At 46.6% G+C, this 25,458-nt stretch carries 17 protein-coding genes; all 17 read left to right on the top strand.

The window, feature by feature from the left end; all coding sequences use genetic code 11:
- Nucleotides 1–318: 318 nt before the first annotated feature.
- The 17 genes from RQP52_RS12185 to RQP52_RS12105 all read left to right on the top strand — a co-directional run bounded on the left by RQP52_RS12185 (nt 319) and on the right by RQP52_RS12105 (nt 25,433).
- A complete protein-coding gene (locus RQP52_RS12185) occupies nt 319–1,953 on the top strand; it encodes an extracellular solute-binding protein (protein WP_315951755.1) in 1,635 nt (544 codons plus the stop codon).
- A 150-nt stretch (nt 1,954–2,103) separates the two neighbouring features.
- Nucleotides 2,104–2,958: an ABC transporter permease gene (locus RQP52_RS12180; protein ID WP_315951754.1), complete on the top strand. Its 855-nt coding sequence runs from the start codon at nt 2,104–2,106 to the stop codon at nt 2,956–2,958.
- A gap of 14 nt (nt 2,959–2,972) precedes the next feature.
- The gene (locus RQP52_RS12175; RefSeq protein ID WP_315951753.1) at nt 2,973–3,848 is read left to right on the top strand and encodes a carbohydrate ABC transporter permease; all 876 of its coding nucleotides are present in this window, start codon (nt 2,973–2,975) and stop codon (nt 3,846–3,848) included.
- A gap of 24 nt (nt 3,849–3,872) precedes the next feature.
- Nucleotides 3,873–6,380 (top strand): alpha-mannosidase, encoded by a 2,508-nt coding sequence (locus tag RQP52_RS12170; protein WP_315951752.1) that lies wholly within the window; start codon nt 3,873–3,875, stop codon nt 6,378–6,380.
- A 5-nt stretch (nt 6,381–6,385) separates the two neighbouring features.
- A complete protein-coding gene (locus RQP52_RS12165; RefSeq protein ID WP_315951751.1) occupies nt 6,386–7,315 on the top strand; it encodes a dihydrodipicolinate synthase family protein in 930 nt (309 codons plus the stop codon).
- 144 nt (nt 7,316–7,459) lie between these two features.
- Nucleotides 7,460–9,796, top strand: a complete 2,337-nt coding sequence (locus RQP52_RS12160) for a helix-turn-helix transcriptional regulator (RefSeq protein ID WP_315951750.1) — start codon at nt 7,460–7,462, stop codon at nt 9,794–9,796.
- Nucleotides 9,797–9,955: 159 nt separating this feature from the next.
- Nucleotides 9,956–11,557, top strand: a complete 1,602-nt coding sequence (locus RQP52_RS12155; RefSeq protein WP_315951749.1) for an extracellular solute-binding protein — start codon at nt 9,956–9,958, stop codon at nt 11,555–11,557.
- Nucleotides 11,558–11,580: 23 nt separating this feature from the next.
- Entirely contained in the window at nt 11,581–12,216 is a 636-nt protein-coding gene (locus RQP52_RS12150) for a D-sedoheptulose-7-phosphate isomerase (RefSeq protein ID WP_315951748.1), read from the top strand.
- Entirely contained in the window at nt 12,213–13,184 is a 972-nt protein-coding gene (locus RQP52_RS12145; RefSeq protein ID WP_315951747.1) for an ROK family protein, read from the top strand. Before RQP52_RS12150 ends, RQP52_RS12145 begins: the two co-directional genes overlap by 4 nt.
- A 68-nt stretch (nt 13,185–13,252) precedes the next feature.
- Complete coding sequence (locus RQP52_RS12140; protein WP_315951746.1) at nt 13,253–14,941, top strand: ribulokinase; 1,689 nt, start codon at nt 13,253–13,255, stop codon at nt 14,939–14,941.
- Nucleotides 14,942–15,433: 492 nt separating this feature from the next.
- A complete protein-coding gene (locus RQP52_RS12135; RefSeq protein WP_315951745.1) occupies nt 15,434–15,934 on the top strand; it encodes an NUDIX hydrolase in 501 nt (166 codons plus the stop codon).
- A gap of 118 nt (nt 15,935–16,052) precedes the next feature.
- Nucleotides 16,053–17,579: a copper amine oxidase N-terminal domain-containing protein gene (locus RQP52_RS12130; RefSeq protein ID WP_315951744.1), complete on the top strand. Its 1,527-nt coding sequence runs from the start codon at nt 16,053–16,055 to the stop codon at nt 17,577–17,579.
- Nucleotides 17,580–18,441: 862 nt separating this feature from the next.
- Nucleotides 18,442–19,320, top strand: coding sequence for an ABC transporter permease (locus tag RQP52_RS12125; RefSeq protein WP_315952234.1), 879 nt, complete (start codon nt 18,442–18,444; stop codon nt 19,318–19,320).
- The gene (locus RQP52_RS12120; RefSeq protein WP_315951743.1) at nt 19,320–20,189 is read left to right on the top strand and encodes a carbohydrate ABC transporter permease; all 870 of its coding nucleotides are present in this window, start codon (nt 19,320–19,322) and stop codon (nt 20,187–20,189) included. The genes RQP52_RS12125 and RQP52_RS12120 overlap by 1 nt, the downstream gene beginning before the upstream one ends.
- A gap of 72 nt (nt 20,190–20,261) precedes the next feature.
- Nucleotides 20,262–21,806, top strand: a complete 1,545-nt coding sequence (locus RQP52_RS12115) for an extracellular solute-binding protein (protein ID WP_315951742.1) — start codon at nt 20,262–20,264, stop codon at nt 21,804–21,806.
- A 106-nt stretch (nt 21,807–21,912) separates the two neighbouring features.
- Nucleotides 21,913–23,250 carry a Gfo/Idh/MocA family protein gene (locus RQP52_RS12110; RefSeq protein WP_315951741.1) on the top strand — a complete coding sequence of 446 codons (1,338 nt, stop codon included), beginning with the start codon at nt 21,913–21,915 and terminating at the stop codon, nt 23,248–23,250.
- Complete coding sequence (locus RQP52_RS12105; protein WP_315951739.1) at nt 23,247–25,433, top strand: glycoside hydrolase family 88/105 protein; 2,187 nt, start codon at nt 23,247–23,249, stop codon at nt 25,431–25,433. Before RQP52_RS12110 ends, RQP52_RS12105 begins: the two co-directional genes overlap by 4 nt.
- Nucleotides 25,434–25,458 lie beyond the last annotated feature (25 nt).

The following is a 25,458-nucleotide window of genomic DNA, read 5'->3' as shown; positions in this document are numbered from 1 at the left end:
CCGAATAAGAGCTGCTGTGTCCGTTAGACGGTCGGGTGACTGTCCCAACCACCCCGCCTGTCCAGTCTCAACTCCACATTGCCCATCTGCATCTGGAAGCGAACGGTCCGTTAGATTCTCAAATAGGCCAACACTCGCCGAACAAGAGCAGCCAGATCCGCTGCATGTTGACTATTTGCATCATGGCGGAGAAATGAATCATTGCCGGATAAGCGGAAAAACGGCACTTTAAACGCCGAATTGGACGTTCATCTGGGCAAAAATGGTGTGCTATGATCCTCGTGTAAGGCAATCCAATTACATAGGAGGATATATTCGATGAAAGCAAAAAAGGGGATTATGACAGTAACCGGTTCATTGCTTTTGCTATCAAGTGTGCTTAGCGGTTGTGGAAGCAGTTCAACCACTTCGCCAGCTTCAACCAATAATTCTTCGACTCCGGCTCCGGCAACGACAACCGGTGCGGCAAGCACATCGGCAGCAGCCCAGCCGCTATCGCTGACCTGGATGAGGTATGAACACCCTTCTCAAGCGATTGTAGCTAATTCAAAAGCTGTTCAGGAAATTGCCAAGCGCAAAAATGTCAAACTCAATCTCCAAAGTGTTCCTCAGAGCAACTACGATGATAAAAAGAAAACGCTGATCGCAACGAATACCCTGCCGGATATCATGCTCGTCAAACAAGACGATATTCAGAACTTTGCCGACACGGGAACCTTTCTTGATCTGACGCCTTATTTGGACAAAATGCCTAATCTGAAGAAAGTCATTTCCCAACAGCCGGAAATCAATAAAAACAAAATTGACGGGAAGCTGTATGGATTTCCTCTCGTAGCCAATTGGCAGGGGGTTGGCGGCCAGCTTTCGATGATCCGTATGGATGTGCTTGACAAGTTAGGTTTGAAAAAGCCGACAACTTACGATGAACTATATCAAGTGATGAAGAAAATGAAAGAAGCGAATCCGGATTCCTATCCGTTCACAGCCCGTGCCGCCAATGGACTTACAGGGACAGAAAATTTAATCAATCCCATTTCGTTCGCATTTGGTAGCGGATACACAACGTTTAACGGTACGAAGGTATACTACGAGCCAAAAGATAAAACTTACAAATTCGGTCCGGCGATGCCAGAGTTTAAAGAGGCTATTACCTGGTTGAATAAACTGTACAAAGAAAAGCTTCTTGATCCGGATTATGCTACGGCTACATCGCAAATTTGGCAAGAAAAGCTAAACTCGGGTAAATCCTTCTATTTCCAAGATAATAACGGTTTCGCAAGCACATTTAACATCAATCTGCAGAAAAAGGATCCGAATGCGAAGTTTGATATGTTGGATACCATGACGACGCCAAGCGGTGCAAAACGGAACCTGATCTACGCACTTGGTCACTTGTCGGAATCCTACGTTGTTAATGCGAAAGTTAAGAATCCGGAACAGGTTGTTCAATTCATGGATTGGTTCTATTCCCAAGAGGGTATCGAAGTTACCAACTTCGGTGTCAAAGGGGAAGATTTCACCGGTGAAAATGGCGATTACAAATTGACGGACGCTGTTGTGAATAAATACAAGGACAGACAGCCGAGCGCGTTTTATGCGCTGCAATCGGAGTATGGCACAGGCTACCTGGGACTTGGTTTGAATAATGATGATCATGCCGGATTGCCGTTCAATACGAAAGAATGGGTAGATTGGAACAACAAAGCATCCAAAGGTTTGGCTGCAGGCGAGAATGTTCAATTCGTTAATGACCCGCCATTTACCAAGGAAGAACGCGAGAAGCTCAAGCAAATCCGCACACAGCTGGATGCTTACCTGGCTCAAAACATGGATAAATTCATTGTGACAGACGGTGCGCTCAAGGATTGGGATAACTTCGTGAAACAACTCAAATCGAAGGGTGCAGACGATATCGTCAAAATCTATAACGATGCCTTGGCGCGCGTGAAATAAGAAGCCCAAAGTTCAATTCATATTGTGAGAGGGTAGGTTGCTAAGGCATACCTGGCAGCCTGTCCCTTTATTTTCCGGGAAGGAGTGAAGATATTGACGCCAGCTGTTGAGATTAAAAAGAATATCCGCAAGAGCATGCCCTTATATCTCATGTTTTTATTACCGTTTGCCTATTTTGTCATTTTTCATTATGCGCCAATGGTTGGGAATCTGATGGCATTTGAAGATTATTCGATCGTCAAAGGCTTCTTTCACAGCCCATGGGCAGGGACGAAGTATTTCCGCCAATTTCTGACGGATCCGTATTTTTGGCAAGTGGTGCGCAATACTGTACTTATCAATTTGTATTCTCTCATTTTTTATTTCCCATCATCCCTTATTTTCGCCTTATTGCTGAACGAGCTGCAGCAAAAAGTTTTCAAAAAGTTTATTCAAAGCATCACGTATATTCCACATTTTTTATCGACTGTCGTAGTCGTAGGGATGTTGGTTAACTTTCTCTCCATCGACGGACTTATTAATGAAGTCGTGAAGCTTTTTGGCGGGGAAGCGAAGACATTTATGTCTATGCCGCAATGGTTCCGAACGATTTATGTAGGCTCTGAAATCTGGCAAGGGATCGGTTGGAACTCCATTATTTATTTGGCGGCATTGACTACGATCGATCCACAACTCTATGAGGCGGCAACGATGGACGGAGCAAACAGATGGCGTAAATTGCTGCACATAACACTGCCTGGAATTTCAACGGTCGTTACGATTATGCTGCTTTTAACGTTGGGCAAAATGCTTTCCGTCGGATTCGAGAAAATTTTATTACTGTACAGTGGTCCCACGTATGAGACGGCCGACGTTATCCAAACATTTGTTTATCGCCGTGGGTTGATTGACAGTGACTTTAGTTTCGCTGCAGCCGTAGGCATTTTCCAATCGGTGTTGGCTTTTGCGCTTGTCATATCAGCGAATCAGATATCTAAAAAATTGAATGGATCCCGGTTGTTCTAGCAGGAGGAATTGAGATGCGACTTCGTAACTTTTCTGTTTTCGATACGATTAACTTGGTTTTTATGTTGGCTATGATCTTTATTACGCTTTATCCACTTTACTACATGGGAATAATTTCCATTAGTTCGGGGTCATCCGTTAGCAGCGGCGAAGTATTTTGGCGACCTATAGAGATTAATTTTAAAGCCTACAATGTTATTTTTAATGATCCCGCGATTTTACGTTCCTACGGAAATACCATTTTCTATACGGCTGCCGGTGTGCTTATTAACTTGGCGATGACGGCTCTTTGCGCCTATCCTTTGTCCCGTAAGCATATGTATGGACGTTCTGTTCTTGCCTTGTTCGTGGTATTCACCATGTTCTTCGATGGTGGTCTTATCCCGCGGTATATGGTGGTTCATGCGTTAGGAATGGTCAATACGGTATGGGCGATATTAATTCCGACTGCGATCAATGTTTTCAATATGATTCTCATGAGAACATTTTTTGAAGATATTCCAGAAGCGCTGCACGAGTCTGCCATTATGGACGGCGCTGGAGAGTTTCGAGTTTTCACCAAAATTGTGCTGCCGCTTTCTTTGCCTGTTATGGCCACTATGTTTCTTTTTTACGCGGTGGCGCACTGGAACAGCTTTTTTCCTGCCCTTATTTATTTAAATGAGAAAAATCTGTACCCGATGCAAATCATCTTGCGCAATATCGTCATATCGGGAGATATGGCTACACAATCCGCACAGCTTGGGGCAGCAGAGGCAGGGATGGCTGTCATGACGGAAAATATCAAGTATGCCTGCGTGTTCGTTGCGATCTTGCCCGTGCTTGTCATATATCCGTTTGTGCAAAAATACTTTGTACAGGGGGCAATGCTTGGTTCTGTAAAAGGTTAAAGTCTACTCATTTAGGGGGATAACATGGCTGTCGAAACGAAGCTTCATTTAATAGGTAACGCTCATTTGGATCCGGTTTGGCTATGGCGCTGGCAAGAGGGATATGCAGAAATCAAGGCGACTTTTCGTTCTGCGTTGGATCGATTGAATGAATACCCTGATTTTGTGTTTACTTGTGCTTGCGCGGCGTACTACAAATGGGTGGAAGAGAATGCCCCGGGGATGTTTGCCGAAATTAAGCTGCGTGTTGCCGAAGGAAGATGGGTCATCACAGGTGGGTGGTGGATACAACCGGATTGCAATTTGCCGTCGGGTGAATCGTTTGCGCGGCACAGTTTATACGGACAACGATATTTTATGGAAAAATTCGGGGTGATGGCGCGGGTCGGGTACAACGTGGATTCGTTCGGCCACCACGGCATGATGCCGCAGCTATTGAAGTTAGGCGGGATGGATTCCTACGTATTTATGCGTCCAGGCGCCCATGAGAAGACGCTGCCGCACGATTTATTTTGGTGGGAATCGGAAGATGGCAGCCGCGTGATGACGTTCAGGCTAGCCGACAGTTACGGGAATTGGGCGAGCAATGGCATGGAAGATAAGATTCGCAATCACAGAGCTGTGGCAGCTGCAAGCGGGCATGCTTTCATGTCCTTCTACGGAGTTGGCAACCATGGCGGTGGACCGACCATTCATAATCTTGAACTCATCCATGAGCTTCAAGAACGACCTGACATGGACGGCATCCAGTTAAGTTCTCCGAATCGATATTTCTCAGAAATGAAGCAGATGAATCCGGATATTCCCGTCATTAAGGATGAAATGCAGATGCATGCCGTCGGCTGTTATTCCACGCACTCTGAATCCAAAGCCGCGAACCGCAGAGTCGAGCACCAGATGCTTACGGCTGAGAAAATGTCTTCCTTGGCTAATTTGATGCGAGGTTTGCCGTATCCTATGGAAGCGCTTAATCGAGCGTGGGAAAACGTGATGTTTAATCATTTTCACGACATTATGGGCGGCTGCAGTATTAAGGAAGCTTTTGACGATGTTCGGGATTTTTACGGCGAGGCATCCAGTATAGGAGCAAAAGCAATAAACGCCGCCCTTCAAAAGATATCTTGGTCCATTCATACGATGAAACCAGGCGTAAAATCGTTAAGCAAAGAGAAGGACTGGCAGCTCTGGGAGCAAGATGATCTAGGTTCGCCTCTTGTGGTGTTTAACCCTTTATCGTGGGAGGTGGAGGCACCCATTGTCATAAATAAGAAGGTGGCCGGTGTGACAGATGCTGCAGGCATTCCTCTGCCTTTTCAAACGGTCAGGGCCTCACGGACCAATACCAGTGATAAATGGGATACCTTCATTAAGGGGAAAGTTCCGGCTTTTGGCTATCAAGTATTTTGGGTCTATCGGGATAAAGCCTTCTACGTTGTAGAGCCAACGGATGCCGTCAGGGCAGAGGGATGTTTGCTGGAGAATAGTCATATATGCCTTGAACTTGATCCAGCTACGGGGTATATCCGTCGTTGGATTGACAAGCGGAATGGCGGCAGAGACGTACTAGTCGGCGACGGAGCAGTGCCAATTGTCTTGGATGAGAGTCACAGCGATACCTGGGGACACGGTCTTACGCACTATCGCGATGAGCTGGGACAATTCGGAGGCGCTGAATTAAAGGTGCTGGAGCATGGACCGCTGCGAGCGACGATAAGAGTAACTAGCTATTATGGAAATTCTGTACTTCGCCAGGATATCAGCTTACAGCCTGACAGCTCTGATGTGCATGTCAAGGTAAGGCTGGACTGGAGAGAACAGCATAAAATGCTGAAGCTTGCTTTCCCTGTTCATGTGGAGCAGCCTCATGCCGTGTTTGAAATTCCGTATGGATACATCGAACGCCCTGCTAATGGAAATGAAGTGCCTGGACAAATGTGGGTGAATCTATCCGGCGATGAGCCAGGTACAACGGACAGTACGGAGTCAACTACGTTCGGTCTTTCATTAATCAATAATGCAAAATACGGATACGACGTGCAGGACAATGAGCTAAGGATGACAGTGGTACGAAGTCCGATCTATGCCGACCATTTCGGCGAACGAGATGAAGAAGTGGAATTTATGGATCAAGGTGTACAGGAATTTGTATATGTCCTTTCGCCACATAGCGGATCATGGCAAAATAGCGGAGTTGTTCGTAAAGCCTACGAATTGCATAATCCGCTGCTGCAAGTTTGGGAAACGTATCACGATGGGGATTTGCCTCAGATTTCGGAGGGGATTTCCATATCGTCAGACCATGTGATGGCAGTAGCCTTCAAGCCAGCCGAGGACGGGAATGGATGGATTCTCCGCTGCCAGGAGATTTATGGAAGGGAAGTAGAGACGGAATTGAGCATGCCCTCCTTGAACCGCAGTTGGCGAAGCACGTTTGGAAGATGTGAGATTAAAACGTTTTTCCTGCCTTCCCTACTGCATGAGCCGGTTGTGGAAGTGAATTTTATAGAAATGAAACATACGGAGGAGAGATAGAACCAATGAAGATTAACAACCCGAGTGGCGTATGGCCGACAATGATAACTTTGTACAAGGAGTCAGGCGAAATAGATTTTGATGCGATGGGACGTATGGTTGAATGGTTTATTCAAAACAAAGTTGACGGATTATTTGCTGTCTGTCAGTCCAGTGAGATGTTTTTCTTGAGCTTGGAAGAGCGCGTGAAGCTTGCCGCTTTTGTCGTGGAGAAGGCAGCGGGAAGGGTTCCCGTCATTGCGTCGGGACACACCGCTGACTCGATTGAAGATCAAGTTCGAGAAGTGACGGCGATGTCAGAAACAGGTGTAGAGGCGGTAATCCTGATCTCGAACCGATTGGCGGACGAAGATGAGTCGGATGAAGTGTGGAAGGATAATGCTCAGAAGCTGATCGAACGACTGCCGGAGCATATTGCGCTTGGGATCTATGAATGTCCATTTCCTTATAAGCGGCTATTGACGCCATCGACATTGAAGTGGTGTGCGGATACCGGAAGATTTTTCTTCTTAAAGGATACTTCTTGTGATGTGGAGATGATCAAAGAAAAGCTGGAAGTGATCAAAGGAACTTCATTGAAGTTATTCAATGCCAATACCGCTACGCTTTTGGATACATTGAAGCTGGGCGTTGACGGTTACAGCGGGGTTATGGCCAACTTTCATCCGGATCTATATGCTTGGCTTTTGCATCATTGGGAGGAGCGGCCTGAAGAAGCGCAGTATTTGAGCGATTTGCTGAGTGTAGCTTCATTTATTGAACGGCAGTTATATCCAATTAATGCGAAATATTATCAAATGAAGGAAGGTATCAGCTCGAACTATCACTCGCGCGCGAGAAATCATGATGAGTTTACAGCCACGAATAAACTCGAAGTGGATGAGTTGTACCGTCTCTCCAAGAAGTTATCGCAGCAATTTTCTATCCATCATTGACGCATAGGCAGGCAGCACACTATCGTGCTTCCTGCCTATCCTTTTATTTTGCTAGTAGAAGAAGGATTCATGTAGAAAGATTAGAATACTAATAATTGAAACCGCTTACCATAAATAGAGAGCAATTATAATGGGGGAGTAAACTTGAATTGGAGACACCTGAAGCAAACGTTGAATAAAAATAGATTGTTTTTTAAGATCCTTCTTTATTTCCTTTCTTTGCTGATCCCTATTGTCATCCTCGGAGTCATCGCCTATTTGAATGCGGATCAATTAATTAAGAAGGATGTCTCCGGAAAGCTTACGGATAATTTGGCTGCCTCCTCCAAAACCATTGATATCTATTTAGGTATGGCACAATCAACCAACAATAGCTTGCTTCTCAGTGATACCATTCAACAATATTTACGACCTTATCCATTACTGACAGACGAAGAGAAAATTAAGTTGCCTTCGATTGTGAGATCCATTGCGGGGAATCGCAATACGATAAGCCACTTTGTCGACAATATCTTTCTATTTGTGGATGATCAGCGTGTTTATTTTAGTGATGGCATGGTTGACTTCGATGTTTTCTTTGACACTTTCTATAAATTTGATGGTTACAATAAAGATTTCTGGCGACAACAATTACACGAAAGCAGCTTGTTCGAACTTTTGACACCGACGAGAGTGGCTAACCCGAATATGAATACAAATCGTGATGTCATTCCGAGTGTTACGACCCAATATTTGAATGGTCATTTGGCAACGATGGTGACGACCATTTCTATCCCTACAATTGTAGATACGATGCAAAACAACTCCATTTTCTCGACCACCCAATATATCGTCATGGATAAAAATAATCAGATCATTTTGCAAAGCAGCGGTTTGGATGCAAGGGATGTGGAGCTTATTGTTGCTGGTTTTTCGAAGGAAAAAGCAAGTAGCGGAGCCCTTAACATCGGTCAAGAGCAGAACTGGATTGTTCAAACCACCTCCGAATATGGATGGAAGTATTATTCGATTACGCCGGTGAGTTCTTTTAACCAGGAGTCTTCGAGCATTTTTAGTTTGATCATCTGGATCTGTATCAGTTTAATCATCATTGGCATCGCTTTTTCTGCCATATTCAGCGTTCGGCTGTATAACCCGATCAAAAATATCAGAGATATTTTACAAAAAACAGAACGCATTGAGGAAGGCAACCAAGAAACCCCACGCAGCGGCGAACTTCAACGGATTGGGAATAGCGTCAGCCAATTGATCCAGCAGCATAAGGATGCAAATATGAAAATTCATACCTTTTCAGAGGAAATTCTTGAGCAGTTTTTCACGAATCTAATTAAAGGGGTTCGAGGGGGACAGCCCTATGCGGTTAACCAGATTTTAAAAGAAATTGATTTTCATACAGGTACCTATTTATGCTGCTGCTTTGTGTTTATGTTCAGGGATCAATTCTATCATGACATTCTGGAAGCGGATCGCTTATTAATTTTCGAGAAGATGAAAAATGTGCTATGGGGCATTATGAAAAAGTACGTGAATTGTTACTTGGTGGAATATGAGCCCTACTTATATGTTTGCATGGTCAATTTGAAGAGCGAAGCAGACCGTGAACAGCTGGAACAAGCTTTAGAAATGATTAAAATGACCTTTGCTTACGACACCATGTACTGTGAATTAGTTATTGGCTTAGGAAAAAGATACGACAAGATTGAGGACTATTCCAAATCTTATAGTGATGCTATTACGGCTATAGATAAGCGGACAGATTCATCCAAGACGGTCATCGTCGATGCAGCGCATTTGGATATCGATCAGAACTACTATTATTCCTTCCTGGATGAGACCAAAATCGTGAATAAGCTGAAATCAGGCGATCGGGAAGGCTTAAGGGGAGAACTGGAAGGGATTATTGCTTTGAACAAAGCAAGAGGGGTTTCTTATCACTTTCTTGGGGCTTTGCTCGTGGAATTTTTCCATACAGGCAACCGTTATTTGACCGAAAAAGGACTTCGTATGAATGACTTTTTGGAGGCTAATGAGCATGATTTTTTGAGTCAAAAGGAGCTATTGCCGACAGAGTTTGATGCAAGGTTGAAAATGATATTTGAGTTCTACGATAAAATGATCACAGAAACGTTGTATAAACCCGAAAGCAAATCGGGTACGATCGTATCGCTTATTACCGCCTATATTGAGAAGCATTATGAAAAAGATTTATATCTGGAAGTGATCGCAAACGAGATAGGTCTGTCCGCCAAGTATGTGTCCAGGATGTTCAAAGAGACGACGGGGACGAATATTTCGGACTATATCAGCCTGATTCGGATTGCAAAAGCGAAAGAACTGTTGGCCCATACGGATATGAAGATTAGTGATATTGCAGATCAGATCGGCATTTTCAGCCGCACAACCTTTTTGCGTTTATTCAAAAAACATGAAGGCATCTCACCGAATGAATATCGGCATATACACGGCAGTAAGCAGAAATAGCGTGGAAGTGGACGATTCAAGCAGGGTAGAAGAATGAATCATCGAGACTCAAGTGGAAGAATGGTTCATCGTAGGCTGATTTGGTTCTTTTAAAGCGGGGCAAGTCGCTTATACAATAACAATGGCCAGAATAAATCCAGGTTATTGAGGGGGAACACCATGGATTTCAGAAACAGGAGATTGTTAACTGCCTGCTGTTCGCTGGTTGTAGTAGGGAGTTTAGTGACAGGATGTGATCGCTTATCTAATCGTACAGCCAAGCCATTGGTGAGAGTAAGTTCTCAAACATCCGACGATCAGATGACGCTTTCTTGGATGAGGTACGAGCATTCTTCCCAAGCGTTAGATGCCAATTCGGTCGTTGTTCAAGAATTCCAAAAAAGAAAAAACGTCAAGCTTGCCTTACAAAGCGTTCCACAAAGTAATTATGAGGATAAAAAGAAAACCTTAATGGCTACAAATTCCATCCCCGATGTCATGATGGTGAATCAAAATGATCTTACGGATTTCGCGGATACCCACATTTTTCTAGATCTCACACCGTATTTGGATAAAATGCCGAATTTCCACAAGCTCATCGAGCAAAAGCCGGAAATAAATAAAACGAAAGTGGATGGCAAGCTGTACGGTTTTCCTTTAGTAACGAAATGGAGCGTTCAATCTGGTCTGCTGCCGATGATACGCACAGATTTGTTAGCGAAACTTCATTTAAAAGCGCCTACTACGTACGAAGAGCTATATCAGGTACTCAAGAAGTTTAAAGAAGCTTATCCGGCATCTTATCCTTTTACAAGTAGAGCGGCGAATGGCAAAACGGGAACAGAAAATTTGATCAACCCTGTTGCTTTCGGCTTTGGGAGTGGCTATACGAATATTACGGGTACTAAAATTTACTATGAACCGCTGACGCAGCAATATAAATTTGGTCCTTTTGCCCCCGAATTCAAAGAGGCTATCGCCTATCTTCATAAACTTTATAAAGAAAAACTGCTTGATCCAGATTATGCCGTAGCGACCTCTCAAATATGGCAAGAGAAATTAAGCTCAGGCAAGTCATTCTTTTTTCAAGATAACAATGGATTCGGAGCAAATTTTAATAAAGCACTTCAGGTTAAAGAACCGGAAGCCAAATTCGAATTGTTACCTGCTCTGGCGAGTAATAAAGGAGTTAAGCGCAATACCATTTATCAGCTGGATCACCTCGGTGAAATGTACGCGATAAGTGCTAAAGTTAAAAATCCGGAAGAAGTAATTAAGCTGATCGACTGGATGTATGGAGAAGAGGGGACGAATTTAACCAGTTTCGGGGTAGAAAATGTGGATTACACGCTTGTTGGAGGCGAATATCAAATATCGGATGCAACGAAATTGAAGTTCAAAGATAAACAAGATCCTTTCCGCGCGATGCAATCTGCCCTTGGTACCGGCTATCTTGGCTTAGCGTTTCAATCCGATGACCATCCGATCCTGTTATCTTCTGCACCGGAATTGCTGAAGTGGTCGGAAAAGGCAAACCAGGATCTGGCTGACGGGATTAATTACCGAGAGGTCAATGATCCTCCATTTAATAAACAGGAACGGGATCGGCTTAAACAGCTACGCACACAATTAGATGCCTATTTAACTCAAAACATGGATAAATTCATTGTCAGTGAAGGGGCATTAAACGATTGGGATACTTTTATCAAGCAATGCAAAGACAAAGGGGCAACCGAGATTGAAACGATATACAATACGGCACTTGCACGAGTGATGAAGTAACTTGATCAAGGGGGTACTACGGAATGAACGCTATTTTGAGTTCAATGACGACACGTTATCCTGAATTGATAGGCTGTTTACCAGATATCGAATTGGGTTTTGAGCTGTTAAATCATTCGTTTCATCAAGGAAACAAGCTGTTATTGTGCGGTAATGGTGGAAGTGCCGCAGATTGTGAGCATGTTGTAGGCGAGCTGATGAAGGGATTTATCTCCAAAAGACCTTTATCCGCAACCATAAGCGACCGTTTTGAACGTGAATTCCCGGGAGAAGGATTGGATCTTGCCGATAAGCTCCAAGGGGCGCTGCCGGCGATTTCACTCGTTAGTCACTCAGCTTTGATAAGCGCTTATGCTAATGATGTGGATCCAGAAATGATTTTTGCCCAACAAGTGTATGGCTATGGCCGTTCAGGGGATGTATTGATTGCATTTAGTACATCAGGCAACTCCACGAATATCTTGCGGGCTTTGCAGGTTGCCAAGGTGCAAGGTTTGAAAACCATTGGTTTTACAGGGGATAGCGGCGGTAAATTAAAGTCTTTATGTGATGTGACGATATGTGTGCCTTGGGAGAAAACCCTCGACATTCAAGAGAGGCATCTGCCGATCTATCATGCGTTATGCCTGATGTTGGAGGAGGCGTTTTTCCCAAAATGACGCTAGTGGCAGCAGTCGATATTGGTGGAACAAAATGCGCAGTAAGCTTGGCTGTTGTCGAGAAGGATAGCGTCGTATTCGTGGATAAAATAAGCTTTCCGACCCCATCTGGGCCAGAAATGGCAATTGGTGAAATCTGCGCATCTCTTGATACGATGTTATTGCGTTATCCAGATCGGACACCTGAAGCTATAGGTATCAGTTGTGGAGGTCCGCTTAACAGTCAAGCGGGCATCATTCTCTCTCCTCCAAATCTTCCCGGCTGGGATCAGATTGATGTCGTATCTCCTTTGCGTGAACGTTATGGTGTTCCAGTCGGATTACAGAATGATGCGAATGCCTGTGCCTTAGCCGAATGGCGTTTTGGAGCGGGAAAAGGTTGCCGCCATATGGTTTTCCTTACTTTCGGCACAGGCATGGGAGCGGGACTGATCCTTAATGGGCAGCTATATATAGGTGTGAATGATATGGCAGGTGAAGTAGGGCATGTTCGTTTGGAAGCCGATGGCCCCTGGGGATACGGCAAGGCGGGTTCATTTGAGGGCTTCTGCAGTGGCGGCGGTATTGCGAAGCTTGCTCGCACGATGTCGCTTCAAGCCATTCAGGAGGGGAAACCACCTTCTTATTGCCAAACAATGGACGATCTGAGCAGTCTGACTGCGGAAACGGTAGGAAAAGCTGCGGAAGCAGGGGATTCCATGGCGATTCAAGTTTATGAGACGGTAGGTCGCCGCTTGGGGCAAGGGCTTGCTATGTTAATTGATGTGCTTAATCCGGAGAAAATTGTAATTGGCAGTATCTATGGACGACAGCATAAGCTGCTGGAGCCTCTGGTAATGGAAACATTAAGGGAGGAAGCTCTAACGTTCTCCTTAGATGTTTGTGAGATCGTGCCCGCCGGGTTGGGGGAGCAGGTTGGGGATTATGCAGGGGTATCTGTTGCAATGGAGATGTTGAGTAACAGTTAAGCGTGGACAATAAAACCGAATTTTAACTTATTATACTTTAAAAGTATTTGTTGAATGAGGGGGAAATCATGATGGAGAGTGGGGGCAAAAAGTACGCCCTTGGCGTCGATTATGGTACGGAAAGCGGCCGGGCTGTCTTGGTGGATGTGCAGACCGGTGAGGAAATAGCGGCAAATGTAACGGTTTATGCACATGGTGTAATAGATCGTCACCTGCCTGATTCGGAGGTGATGCTCGCGAAGGATTGGGCTCTGCAGCATCCAGGGGATTATCTGGATGTGCTTCGCCAATCGGTGCCCGCAGTGCTTCAGCAAGCCGGAATTCCGCCGGAGTCCGTGATCGGCATCGGTATTGACTTCACCGCTTGCACGGTGCTGCCTGTGAATGCGGATGGCGTTCCATTATGCTTTTTCGAGGAGTACTGGAACGATCCGTACAGCTGGACCAAGCTCTGGAAGCATCATGCGGCGGCCCCGCAGGCGGAACGTATAAACCATTTGGCCAAAGAGAGGGGCGAAGATTTCCTTCCCCGTTACGGAGGCAGCATCTCTTCCGAATGGCTTCTGCCCAAGCTGCTGGAGACGGCCGAACAGTCACCGGCTGTATTCGAGGCGGCCGATCGCTTCGTGGAGGCGGCGGACTGGGTCGTATGGCAGCTTTGCGGCGAGCTGGTCAGGAGCAGCTGCTGTGCAGGCTACAAGGGAATATGGCACAAGCTGGAAGGGTACCCGTCCACGGAGTTCCTGAAGCAGCTGGATCCGCGGTTCGAGAGTTTGTACCATACCAAGCTGGCTGGCGCTGTAGTACCCGTCGGCTCCCGTGCAGGAGGTTTGGAACCACGGATGGCCAAAGAGCTCGGTTTGCTTCCAGGCACAGCCGTTTCTACTGCCATCATCGATGCACATGCGGCCGTACTCGGATGTGGTGTCACTGAGCCAGGCAGTATGGTTCTGGCTATGGGAACTTCGCTCTGCCACATGGTTCTCGGCGATGAAGAACATCTCATTCAAGGGGTTAATGGTGTGGTAGAGGACGGCATAGTGCCAGGCATGTTCGGCTATGAAGCGGGTCAGCCGGCCGTTGGCGACATGTTTGCATGGTTCGTCAACACATCGGTATCCGAAGAGATAACGCGTCAAGCTGCCGCCGACGGAATAGGCGTTCATAACTGGTTGGAGCGTGAAGCCGGTAAGCTAAGTCCGGGTCAGTCCGGTCTGCTCGCGCTCGATTGGTGGAACGGAGGGCGTTCGCCCATCTTGGACGAAGCGTTATCCGGACTCCTTGTCGGGTTGACGTTGAGCACAACACCGGCTGAGATCTATCGCGCGTTGCTGGAGTCAGCAGCTTTCGGGACAAGACGGATCATCGAAACCTTTGAAGATAGCGGAGTGCAGATAGCTTCTCTCTATGCGTGCGGCGGGTTGCCGCAAAAAAATAAGCTGCTGATGCAAATCTTTGCCGATGTTCTGGGGTTGGACATCAAGGTGGCGAAATCGACTCAACCTGTCGCGCTTGGCGCAGCTATCTGCGGAGCGGCCGCAGCGGGCAGCCAAGCAGGCGGCTATGACAGCCTGAGTGACGGTATTCGGGCGATGGGGCAAACGAAAGAGCAGTCCATTCGACCGAATCGTGAGCACAAGGCTGCTTACGACAGGTTATACGCCCAGTATCGTGTGATGCATGAGGCGTTCGGAGTACCTTCCGGTCCAGTAGGGAAGGTAATGCGTGAGCTGAAGCGTATGCGAACTGGGATTTAGAGCGTCAAGTCATGCATGGCCTGACGGCCACGACCAAAAAGTACTCGGCCTGTGAATCTGCTTGTTCCTTTGGAACTGCGGGTGACAGGCCGTTTTTTTTGGTAGGAAATGCTCTGAGTCACAAACCAGCTGACTGTATTCCGAGGGAGCATCTTCTATTTGAACTTTTGGGAGCGCTGCCTAAGATTAACGGGAAATAATACCGCAATTTTAGTGGCGTAATCAGGCTATAGCATGAATAGATGGCATTTCTCCAGTTAATGGGGGCGACTGAGCTTGGAAGCAGGGGTGTTGGGGTGAATTAACGGCGTTTTTTCCAGTTATTTGTACATTTAACTGTGAAATGCTTTGAATAACGGGAGTTTTTCCTGTTAATGGATGCAGATCCATAAAAATCAGGCTGTCAAAGGTCATCTGTGAGGTAAAGGGATTATGAGGGAAACCTAGAAATTAGTATGGAAGAAAAAGATAAGAAAGGTGCTGTGATGGCGTATGTTCTTAGTTAATTCTCGTGCGATCATTGAAAGAATACAAGATGGAACAATCGAAATTGTAGTTCAGACACGAAATAAACCTGGTGAACCTCAAAGGATTGAACTACCTGGCGGGAGAATAGAGCAATACGAATCGTTACTAACAGCACTTATTAGAGAAGTAAAGGAAGAGACTGGCCTTGATATTGTAGAAATTGAAGGTGAAGATACAAAAATTGATACAGTTGGTATCGATCCGAGTTTTGAAGTGGAGTGTCTAAAACCCTTCGGGGCTTATCAGACCCTTAACGGGCCCTTTGATTCGGTTGGAGTCTACTTCCGTTGTAAAGTGCAAGGGGAGTTAGTGCAATCAGGTGATGAAACTAAGAACCCAAGATGGATTGCCGTAGATGAATTAAGACAACAAATGAAGGACGATCCCCATCAATTTTCCAGTGTAGACAGAGCGGGAGTTATATTTTATTTGAAGTATCTGGAGAAACAGAAACTAACGGATTAAAAGACTTTGTAAATCTATTGTCTTTTAACTAGATTCAATAGATAATAATGGTAATTTACTGGATAGTGGAATTTGGGGGAAGAACAACATGCTTGGGATCTGCTTGCGAACAATGATCTTGATTGCTTTTATTTCCTTATGCGCTTTGAACTATGGCACATATACGACTTTCGCTTCAGTAGCGAATGACAAAACCGTCATTAAGCTTAAATTAGATGACATCCAAGCTTCAGTTAACGGCAAGTCGGTTTTACTTGGAATGGCTCCTCATTTGGTGAATAACACGACGATGGTTCCGCTGAGATTTGTAACGGAGGCTCTGGGCGCCGAGGTCATATGGGATGGGAACACGCAAAGTGTGCAATTAACGTTTGCTTCACAGCACATTACCATGAAAATCGGAAGTACATCAGCAAAAGTTAATGACACTGCACTTAATTTGGAACAACCGCCTGTAATAGAAAATGATACGACATTAGTGCCAATTCGGTTTATCGCGGAAAATTTCCATCAGTCCGTTTCTTTCGACGATCAAACACATGAGATTAGCATTGTAAACGTACCCGCGGTATTAACAATCCCAGATAACGTAGCGCCAGCTGCAGAGCGTTTGGAAAAGCCGACAGTTGATAATTTGACGAACATAACCATCACAAGAATTCCTCAGTTCACTGATCGTACTAAGTATGCATTTAGAGCCCCTTACGCTGAAGGCGTAGTTATGACTACGGATGGCCAAAACAATTTGTACCTTTTAGGTGAAAGCTCTCCACAAAGTTTTAACATTCAGAAAATGAGCTTAAATAAAGGCGAAGAATTAGAAATACAATTCTTGGTATCCTTCAGTAAAAAAGAATTTAATTTTGATTATAAGGACCCTAATGGAATCATGAGGGATTTTAATTACGATCAATTCATCCCGAACTCTTTATATTATGATCGCAATTCGGATAAAATCTTTGTCATGGGAAACGACTTTAATCAAGAATTGACGGTATTTTATCAAGTTTATCCTAGCGTGAAACTAATTGCCTACGATAGATCTAGCGACTTGAAAAGTAAATTTGACTTCATACAGCCGTCCGATGATGGGCAAACCTATTATATCAGCAACTCTTTCAAAGGTAGTATCTATACGGCACATGAAGGAGAGGCTCTATCAACTCATACCAATATTGATAGTATACGTACGCACCACTTAACTTCACTCATGGATAAAGGTCATTTGTACGTACTTGATCAGGACAACAAAACGATTCAATTGGTAACTCCTGGTGTAGGTGCGAGCGTAGTTGCAACCCTTAACGTAGGTGATATTAAATCTGCAATAGCGCACGAAGGCAATTTCTACTTAATGGGGGGAAAGCAATTCTACCGTGTTGATGTGAAAGGGAAACTTGAAGAATATGCTGATTTAGACAAGGCCGAATATCATAAGGGTCTTTATAATTTCAAGACCAATACGTTTGATCCTACACCCAATCCAAATGTTTTTGTTCATCCTGAAGAAGAAGAGGATAAAATTGAGCCCAAACGAATTGTGCTTGGTCTTGCCCCGCAACGATTTATCATCGATCCAAAAGGTAACATTATCATTTATGATGATATGTATAAGATTCTCAGAAGAATTAATTTGTATAAGTAAAGATGACAAGGTGATAGGAAACTAGAATAGACGTATACCCAAAAACAAAAGCTGCCGGAATCATCCGGCGGCTTTATTCATAGTTCTGGGGTAAGTGAAGCTTCCCTGCACACCGGCCCATGATACTTGCTGCTACCACTCGGGCGATTCCTCCCTGGAGGGGAACTACAGGGTGCTATTTCATCGAAATAGGCCCATTTTCGCTCGGAGGGGAACTTTGGGCCGTTATTTGTCCGTTTTCCTTAAAGAAAACGGGATTCGGTGATCAAATAACGCCCTGTAGTTCCGCTGAAAGCGGAAACGGGCTGAATTTGCTAGAATAGTGGCCTGTAGTTCCTCAATGGCGCATCGTTGACCAACTTAACGCTAGTATGAGGTTACCCCCTCCGCCAATTGTCTCAGTAACTGAATTTGTAGCGGCGCTGGGTGTTCTCCACCCCAAAAATTCGCTCCTACCTGGCTCTTAACAAGCTAAGCGACGGAGGAGAAGTTAACTCCTCCAACGGTCCCTTCCTCCCCAGGCACTATTTCACCGAAATAGGCCCTTTTTCTCGTTTTAGCAGGATTCGTTGGCAATGAACCGATGCTCCAAAGCATGCACAATTCCTCGAATTGAGACATTTTTGCATTAACACTTTCTTGTTCCCACTCTCAAATCCTGGAAAAATGTGAAAATCGCGGATCGGTTCATCCCATAGAGGATTGAACGATTGTCATGGCATCTCCCTAGCGGGTAAGATTGCGGTACTAGACGTGAAGGAGGCTTGCAACAGTGGCAAAGTTGTATACGGAGGCTAAGCCCGGAATCACACACAGCGATGTGAAGCATGCGAGGTTAGCGCAAAATCGATATCTCCTTAATATGCGAAAGCATTGGATGCTTTATCTCATGATCATCCCCGGGCTCGTGTATTACCTTATTTTTAAATACGTGCCGCTCATGGGGAGTGTCATCGCCTTTCAGAACTATCAAATTTTCAAAGGCATGCTGGGAAGCTCTTGGGTAGGATTGGATAATTTCAAATTCATCTTCACGTATCAAGATTTCTATCATGTTTTAAGAAACACGGCGACGATCGCCACGTATCACCTCGTGTTCGGATTTCCTGCACCTATTATTCTAGCGCTGCTGTTTAATGAGGTGAGGCTGATGCTGGTTAAAAGAGTCGTACAGAGCATGTTCTATCTTCCGCACTTCTTATCGTGGGTCGTTGTCGGAGGCATCGTCTTTGAACTATTGTCCACACAAGGCGTGGCAAACATGGTCCGGGGATGGTTCGGTCTCGAGCCGATCTTGTTTATGCAGCAGCAGAGTTATTTTCGTACCATTGTCGTCTTGTCAGGCATTTGGAAGGAAGTCGGATGGGGCACAATTATCTACCTTGCCGCAATTACCGGTATCAATCCGAACTTGTATGAGGCGGCTGTGATGGACGGGGCGAATCGTTGGAAGCAGACGCTTCATATTACACTCCCGATCCTGTTTCCTACGATTCTGGTGCTATTCCTATTGAACATCGGCAATTTCCTTGAGCTCGGTTTTGACCAGATTTATAACCTGTTGACGCCTATGACGTATTCCGTGGGTGATATTATTGAGACGTACGTGTACCGGGCAGGGGTTTTGCAGGGCCAGTACAGTGTTACGACAGCTATTGGATTATTCCAGTCCGTCATTGGTTTCGCGCTGCTGTGGATCTTTAACCGAATGGCCAGAAAGACAGAACAGGGGTTGTGGTAATGAAACAGACGTATGGAGAAAAGGTTTTCCAAGTAGTCAACTATTTGTTCCTAGCCGCAGCTGCAGGCACGATGTTGATGCCGCTTGTCCATCTCTTGGCGGTGTCGCTCAGTTCACCCATCGCGGCTGACTCGAAGACGGTATTCTTACTGCCGGTAGAATTTACCTGGGCATCGTGGGGACATATCCTGCAAAATAAGGGATTATGGAGCGCATTCGGCGTAACGCTATACATAACAGTTGTCGGGACGCTGCTGAGCATGCTGTTCTCTGTATTGACAGCGTTTCCGTTGTCCCGCAAGGAATTTCTCATTCGCAAGCCGTTCATGCTGGCTGTGATCATTACGATGATTTTTAATGCGCCGATGATCCCATTTTTCCTGACGGTTCGGGAGCTGGGCATGATGAACTCCCTATGGTCGCTTATTTTGCCAGGGTTAATTGGAACGTTTAACATGATTATTATACGAACGTTTTTTATGGGGATCCCGGCGGAGCTCGATGATTCAGCACGAATGGACGGCTGCACCGATGCAGGCATTTTGTTCCGAATCTATTTGCCTTTATCCAAGCCGGTGCTCGCGACGGTCAGTTTGTTTTATGCCGTTGGGTATTGGAATACTTTCCAGAGGGCCGTGCTGTTCATCCGTGATCCCAACAAATGGCCGTTGCAAATGAAGCTTCGCGCTTACTTGCAGTCACCGGAGGAGCTTACTGCTGTGAATCTGTTCCTTGGTGATTATGATTTCAATACGACAACATTGAAAGCGGCAACAATACTGTTCGCAACGGTGCCGATTATTTTAGTATACCCGTACTTGCAGAAGTACTTTGTAAAGGGTTCCATGCTAGGCTCGCTGAAGGAGTAAACAGAACCGATATAAAAGCCGCAATACGACTGGCTTCATATATGATGTGCTTAAAAAAGGGAGGATACATGCATGAAGAAACGTTTATTCGGTAAAAAGGGAGCGATTACGGCAGCGGTTTCGCTGCTTGCTGTTACAGTCCTTGCGGGTTGTGCGCAAACTGGTGACAAAACCCCAGTCGCGGAAGGCGGGGCTCAGAACGACAAGCTTGTACAGGTGAAGGTGTTCAAAAGCCATATGGGCGTTGGCACCATTCCGGATGCGAATAACGCGCACGTCAAATATGTAGCGGAGAAAACAGGCGTTGAATATCAACTGACGACTACACCTCCGGGCTCAGAACCAACAGAGTTCCTCAATCTGATGATTGCTTCGAACGATTTGCCTGACATCTTACGTCCGATTGGCGGCATCGAGCAGACGTTGATCAAACAAGGCGGAGCGCTGCCGTTGGAAGATCTTCTTCCGAAGTACGCACCTAATGTATGGAAGAACATTCCCAAGGAGGCATGGGACGTCGTTCGTTCGGCCTCGCCCGATGGCCATATTTATTATGTGCCAAAGGTGTTTCTCGTTCCCGAGCGTGCACCGATGATTCGGAAGGATTGGCTGGATAAGGTCGGACTGCCTATGCCGAAGACAGCAGCTGACTATAAGGAAGTGCTGAAAGCATTTCGGGATAAAGATCCGAACGGCAACGGATTAAAAGACGAGCTGCCGACCTCGGGGCGGGAATTCGGCAAATGGATGGATCACCTGTTTGGCATGTACGGTGTCGCCATGTGGGAAGGAAGTCCGGAGTGGGACCTGTATGACGGCAAAATTCAGTATGCGGGCGTTACCCCTAACATGAAGGCGGCCATCGGTTATATCCGGGAGTTGTATGCAGAGAAGCTGCTCGATAACGAGACGTTCCTTAACAAAGGCGACGTATGGCAGGCCAAAATCAACAATAATCTGGTTGGCAGCTGGTACCATCTCCCGGCGAGTGTGCGCGATCGCTATACAGCGATGCTGAAGGGGGCGCCTGATGCTTATATCGTTGGCATGCCGATGCCTAAAGTAGATGGTTTCCAAGGTTTTGTAACGATGAAAACGATGGGTGAGCCGGAATGGATCATTCCTGCAGCAGCAAAAAATAAAGCCGAAGCATCCCTGAAACTGCTCGACTTCTTCTATGATACAAGCAACGATGAGTTCATCCGGTTTGGGATTGAAGGACTTCAGCATCAAGTCGTGAATGGCAAAAAGGTCCTGCTTCCACCGGAGGACAGCCGACCGCTTGCTCTCGGTATGCGTAACCTGACAACCAAAGAGGATATGGATATTCGCATCAAGGAAACAATTCCAGAGAACATGCAGAAAATGGTGCAAGATATTTTCACCGTCAACACAGCGGATGCCCGCCGAATCGCAGGAGACGGACTGCCGAACACGGTATACGAGGGTTTCCCGGATATTCAATCGCATAAGCTTTTCCAAGAATATTTGACCAAAATCGTGATCGGTGAGTGGCCGATGGCGAAATTCGATGAGTTTGTGGACCGTTGGAACAAATCGGGAGGCGACAAGGTCACGCAGCGCGCCCAAGAATGGTACGCAAAGGTGAAGAAGTAACAACGTATCCGGCGTATGGTGCGCCCGCAGAGGCGGTTTCGCTTCTTGCGGGCACAAACGTGCTGAGAAGATAAATAACAGCAGGCATGGAAGGGGAATGCAACTCATGAAAAAGCGATATGCCATCTGCGGGGTAAGCGGTCGAGCGCTGGGAATGTTCGCCAAGCCCATTACGTCGACATTCTCCGCTAGAAGCGAGCTCGTCGGCTTGTTGGATCGCGACCAAGCTCGCTTCGAGCTATTTCGGACGAGATTCCCGGAGCAGCAGGAGATCCGTACATACGGCGAGCATGAATTTGACCGAATGGTTAAAGAGACGCGCCCGGACGTCATCATTGTCGCTGGGCGTGACGATACACATGCGAAATATATCATAGCGGCCCTTGAGCATGATTTAGACGTGATCACGGAGAAGCCGATGGTGACAACAGGAGAGGACGCAAGGCGCGTGATGGAGGCGGAGTCAGCAAGTAAAGGGACGGTCACCGTTACTTTCAATTACCGATATGCCCCTATTCATACGAAAATTAAGGAAATGCTCCTGGAAGGCAAGTTAGGCAGGATTACTTCGATTGACTTGAATTGGTATCTCGACACCTACCATGGTTCAAGTTATTTTAAACGTTGGAATCGGGTTAGGGAGCTGTCCGGAGGGTTATCTATCCATAAATGCACGCATCATTTCGATCTGGTGAACTGGTGGATTGGACAGCAGCCTGTCGAAGTGTTCGCATATGGCGCCTTGAATTATTATGGAGCTGAAGGGGAAGCGAACCCCAAGAAGGAGGATGGCCGTTTCTGTACGACCTGTGAGCTAACGAACGAATGTGATTATTACTCACGTTGGAACACACGGAGCAAAACTATTCAAGTGCAGGACGATCATCTCGGTTCGCTGGGTGCAGTGAAAAGCAAGTTTCCTTACTCGGACTATCGGCCTGATCAATGTATCTTCGATTCCCAAATTGATATTGAGGATACCTATGCAGCAACGGTCAAATATAACGGTGGCGCACTCCTCAGTTATTCAGTTAACTTCTCCCTGCCATACGAGGGATATCGATTGGCCATTAACGGTACGAAGGGGAGACTTGAATCGGTGGAGTACCATATGCCGAGCCGCACCCCTTTTCCGACGCCGGTGCAGACCATCGATTATTACCCGTTATTTGGCTCTAAGGAAACGATCCATGTCGTGCACCGAGAAGGCGGGCATGGAGGCGGAGATCCGTTATTGCTGGAGGATTTATTTATGGGCGAAGATCTCCGGAGGCCTTATCGGATTCTATCCGGAGCTGTGGATGGCGCATTCTCCGTGGCGACTGGGGAAGCGGTATGGCGCTCTGTGAAGGAACACCGACCGGTTACCATTGAGGAAGTGCTTAGCGGAGGATTCTCTGAGAAGGCTCTCAGTTTAAGCGGGAAAGGAGTGGCAGGACAATGACGACATCGTTAACCCGCTATATAGATTCAGAGGAAAGTATGGCCGCCCAAACGGACGGTACCTACATTCCCCATGTTCTGACCGTAATGGCCCAGCGTTACATCGGCGAGCATCCCCCCCACGGTCCAGTGTACAGAGTGACACGCGCTAGTGAAATCCGCAAGTTGGAAAATCACACATATTCGTTTCCGATTGAACGTATTTTTCCGGAGATGCATACGGGACAGCGGGTATATGCCTGGGCGAAACTGTGGATCGAAGAGCCGCAAGAGTTTATCTTTCTTCTTCGCTGTCTCGGGCCTGTCCGATTGTACCACAATGGGGAGCAGCGCTTTGGCTCTGCCCCTGAGGAGGAAGCGGAAGGGACGCCACCGCTGAAGCTGAAGATTGCGCTGGTGCGGGGCTGGAACCATTTTGTTATGGAGCTTGGCAAACGTGCGGATGGGCGATGCGGAGCGGAATTTGGCTCTGGCAATCGCAAGAATAAGCCCTATACCTTTCTTGCACCTTCACTAGAGCGTGAAGGGGAAGAGGGCTGGATCTATACGTCTCCGATGGATAGTCCGCTTACACAAATGCCAGCTGCGACGATGAGGGAACAGGTAGCAAGTGCGGTGTCTTGGCTGCCAAAGCGTGCAGACAGCAGTGACTGGCAAGGCCGGTTGGAACAACTCTATGGTCTATCCCCGGGTTTGAAGGCGATCTCATGGACGTCCGTCCGAGTTGACCCGGCGATGACCGGTCCTGTAACCGTGTCGGGGGTCGCTTATGGCCCTGTAACCTTCATTTGGAATGGACATAAAGTTTATGAAGCTGCCGGGGCAGGTTCGTTCAGTTTTAATTTAGAAGCGTGCCGGCGAAGTGGAAGCCTCGTGGCATACAGCACTTGCACTGAGGAGAGTTGGGGGTTTCAGCTGTTTGGGGACTTGTCCAATGTCGTGTTGAACTCGCCGGTTAAAGTCCATGGCTATGCAGGAAAGTGGCTGCATCTGGGGCCATTCGCTGCTGACGCCGAGCTGCGAGCCAATGACTATTTGAAGATGGATACGATTGCTGCCGGTTCTTCAGGTGAGGTATTCTGGATGACGAATGAGCCTGAAGCTTTCGTTAGACCCTTTCTGGAGAACGAGCTCTTCGGCCGTTGGAACTATCCGCTTGGCGTAACCTTATTCGGGCTGCTTGAGACAAGCCGTTTGCTAGCGCGCAGCGACATGACGGATTACGTAACTCGCCACGTGGAATTTGCAACGTCAACCTATGCGTACTCCCTTTGGGACCGGAAACAATTTGGAGCAGCAGGATTAAATAATCAGTTATCGCATATTGATAGCCTGGACGACTGTGGGTCCTTTGGAGCGCTCGCCATTCTAGCGAACAGGTTACGGCAGGTGAAGGGAGCGCGTGCGGTTTCAGATGACATCGCCCATTACATCATGAATGTACAGGACCGTCTGGAAGACGGAACACTTTACCGTCGTATCGGCGTATCTCCAAGCATGCATAATACGATGTGGTGCGATGATATGTATATGAGTGTGCCGTTCCTATGCCGTTATAGCGAGCTATCCGGGGATTTGCGATATGTAGAGGAAGCTTCCCGCCAACTGCTGTTATATAAAAAGTATTTATACATGCCTGAGCAGCAAATCATGTCTCATGTGTATGACGTAAGCAGCGGCAAGCCGTCATTGACGACTTGGGGACGGGGGAACGGCTGGGTCTTTTTCTCGCTCTCCGTGCTCTTGCAAGCGCTGCCGAAAGGGCACTCCAGCTACAAGGAGATTCTCCGTTTTTATCGGGAGTTGGCGGAAGGGTATCTCCGGCTGCAGGGCAAAAACGGCTTGTGGCATCAGGTACTGACAGATCCTGAGTCGTACGAGGAAGCATCGTGTACCTCTATGTTCATGTACGGCTTTGCACTCGGTGTGCGGCACGGTTGGTTGCTGGAGCCTCAAGCGTTCACTCGAGCAGTGATGTCCGGCTGGAATGGCTTGTGCGCTCGTGTCATTGATAAGCACGGGAACTTGTACGGCGTATGCAAAGGCTCTAGCTGGTCCTACTCGAATGCGTATTATAAGCATGAGCTTGGCTGGAACCTGAATGACACACACGGGATTGGCATTGTGCTTTTGGCTGGCATCGAAACGAACGCCATGATGAACAGCTTAGGTATGAAAAGCTGAGGTGTTCCAGAGTGAGAATGAGAGG

It is taken from the genome of Paenibacillus violae (assembly GCF_032461945.1).
Lineage (GTDB): Bacteria > Bacillota > Bacilli > Paenibacillales > NBRC-103111 > Paenibacillus_E > Paenibacillus_E violae.
Note: the sequence above shows the minus strand (reverse complement) of the source record. Positions and strands in the feature narration are given on the sequence as shown.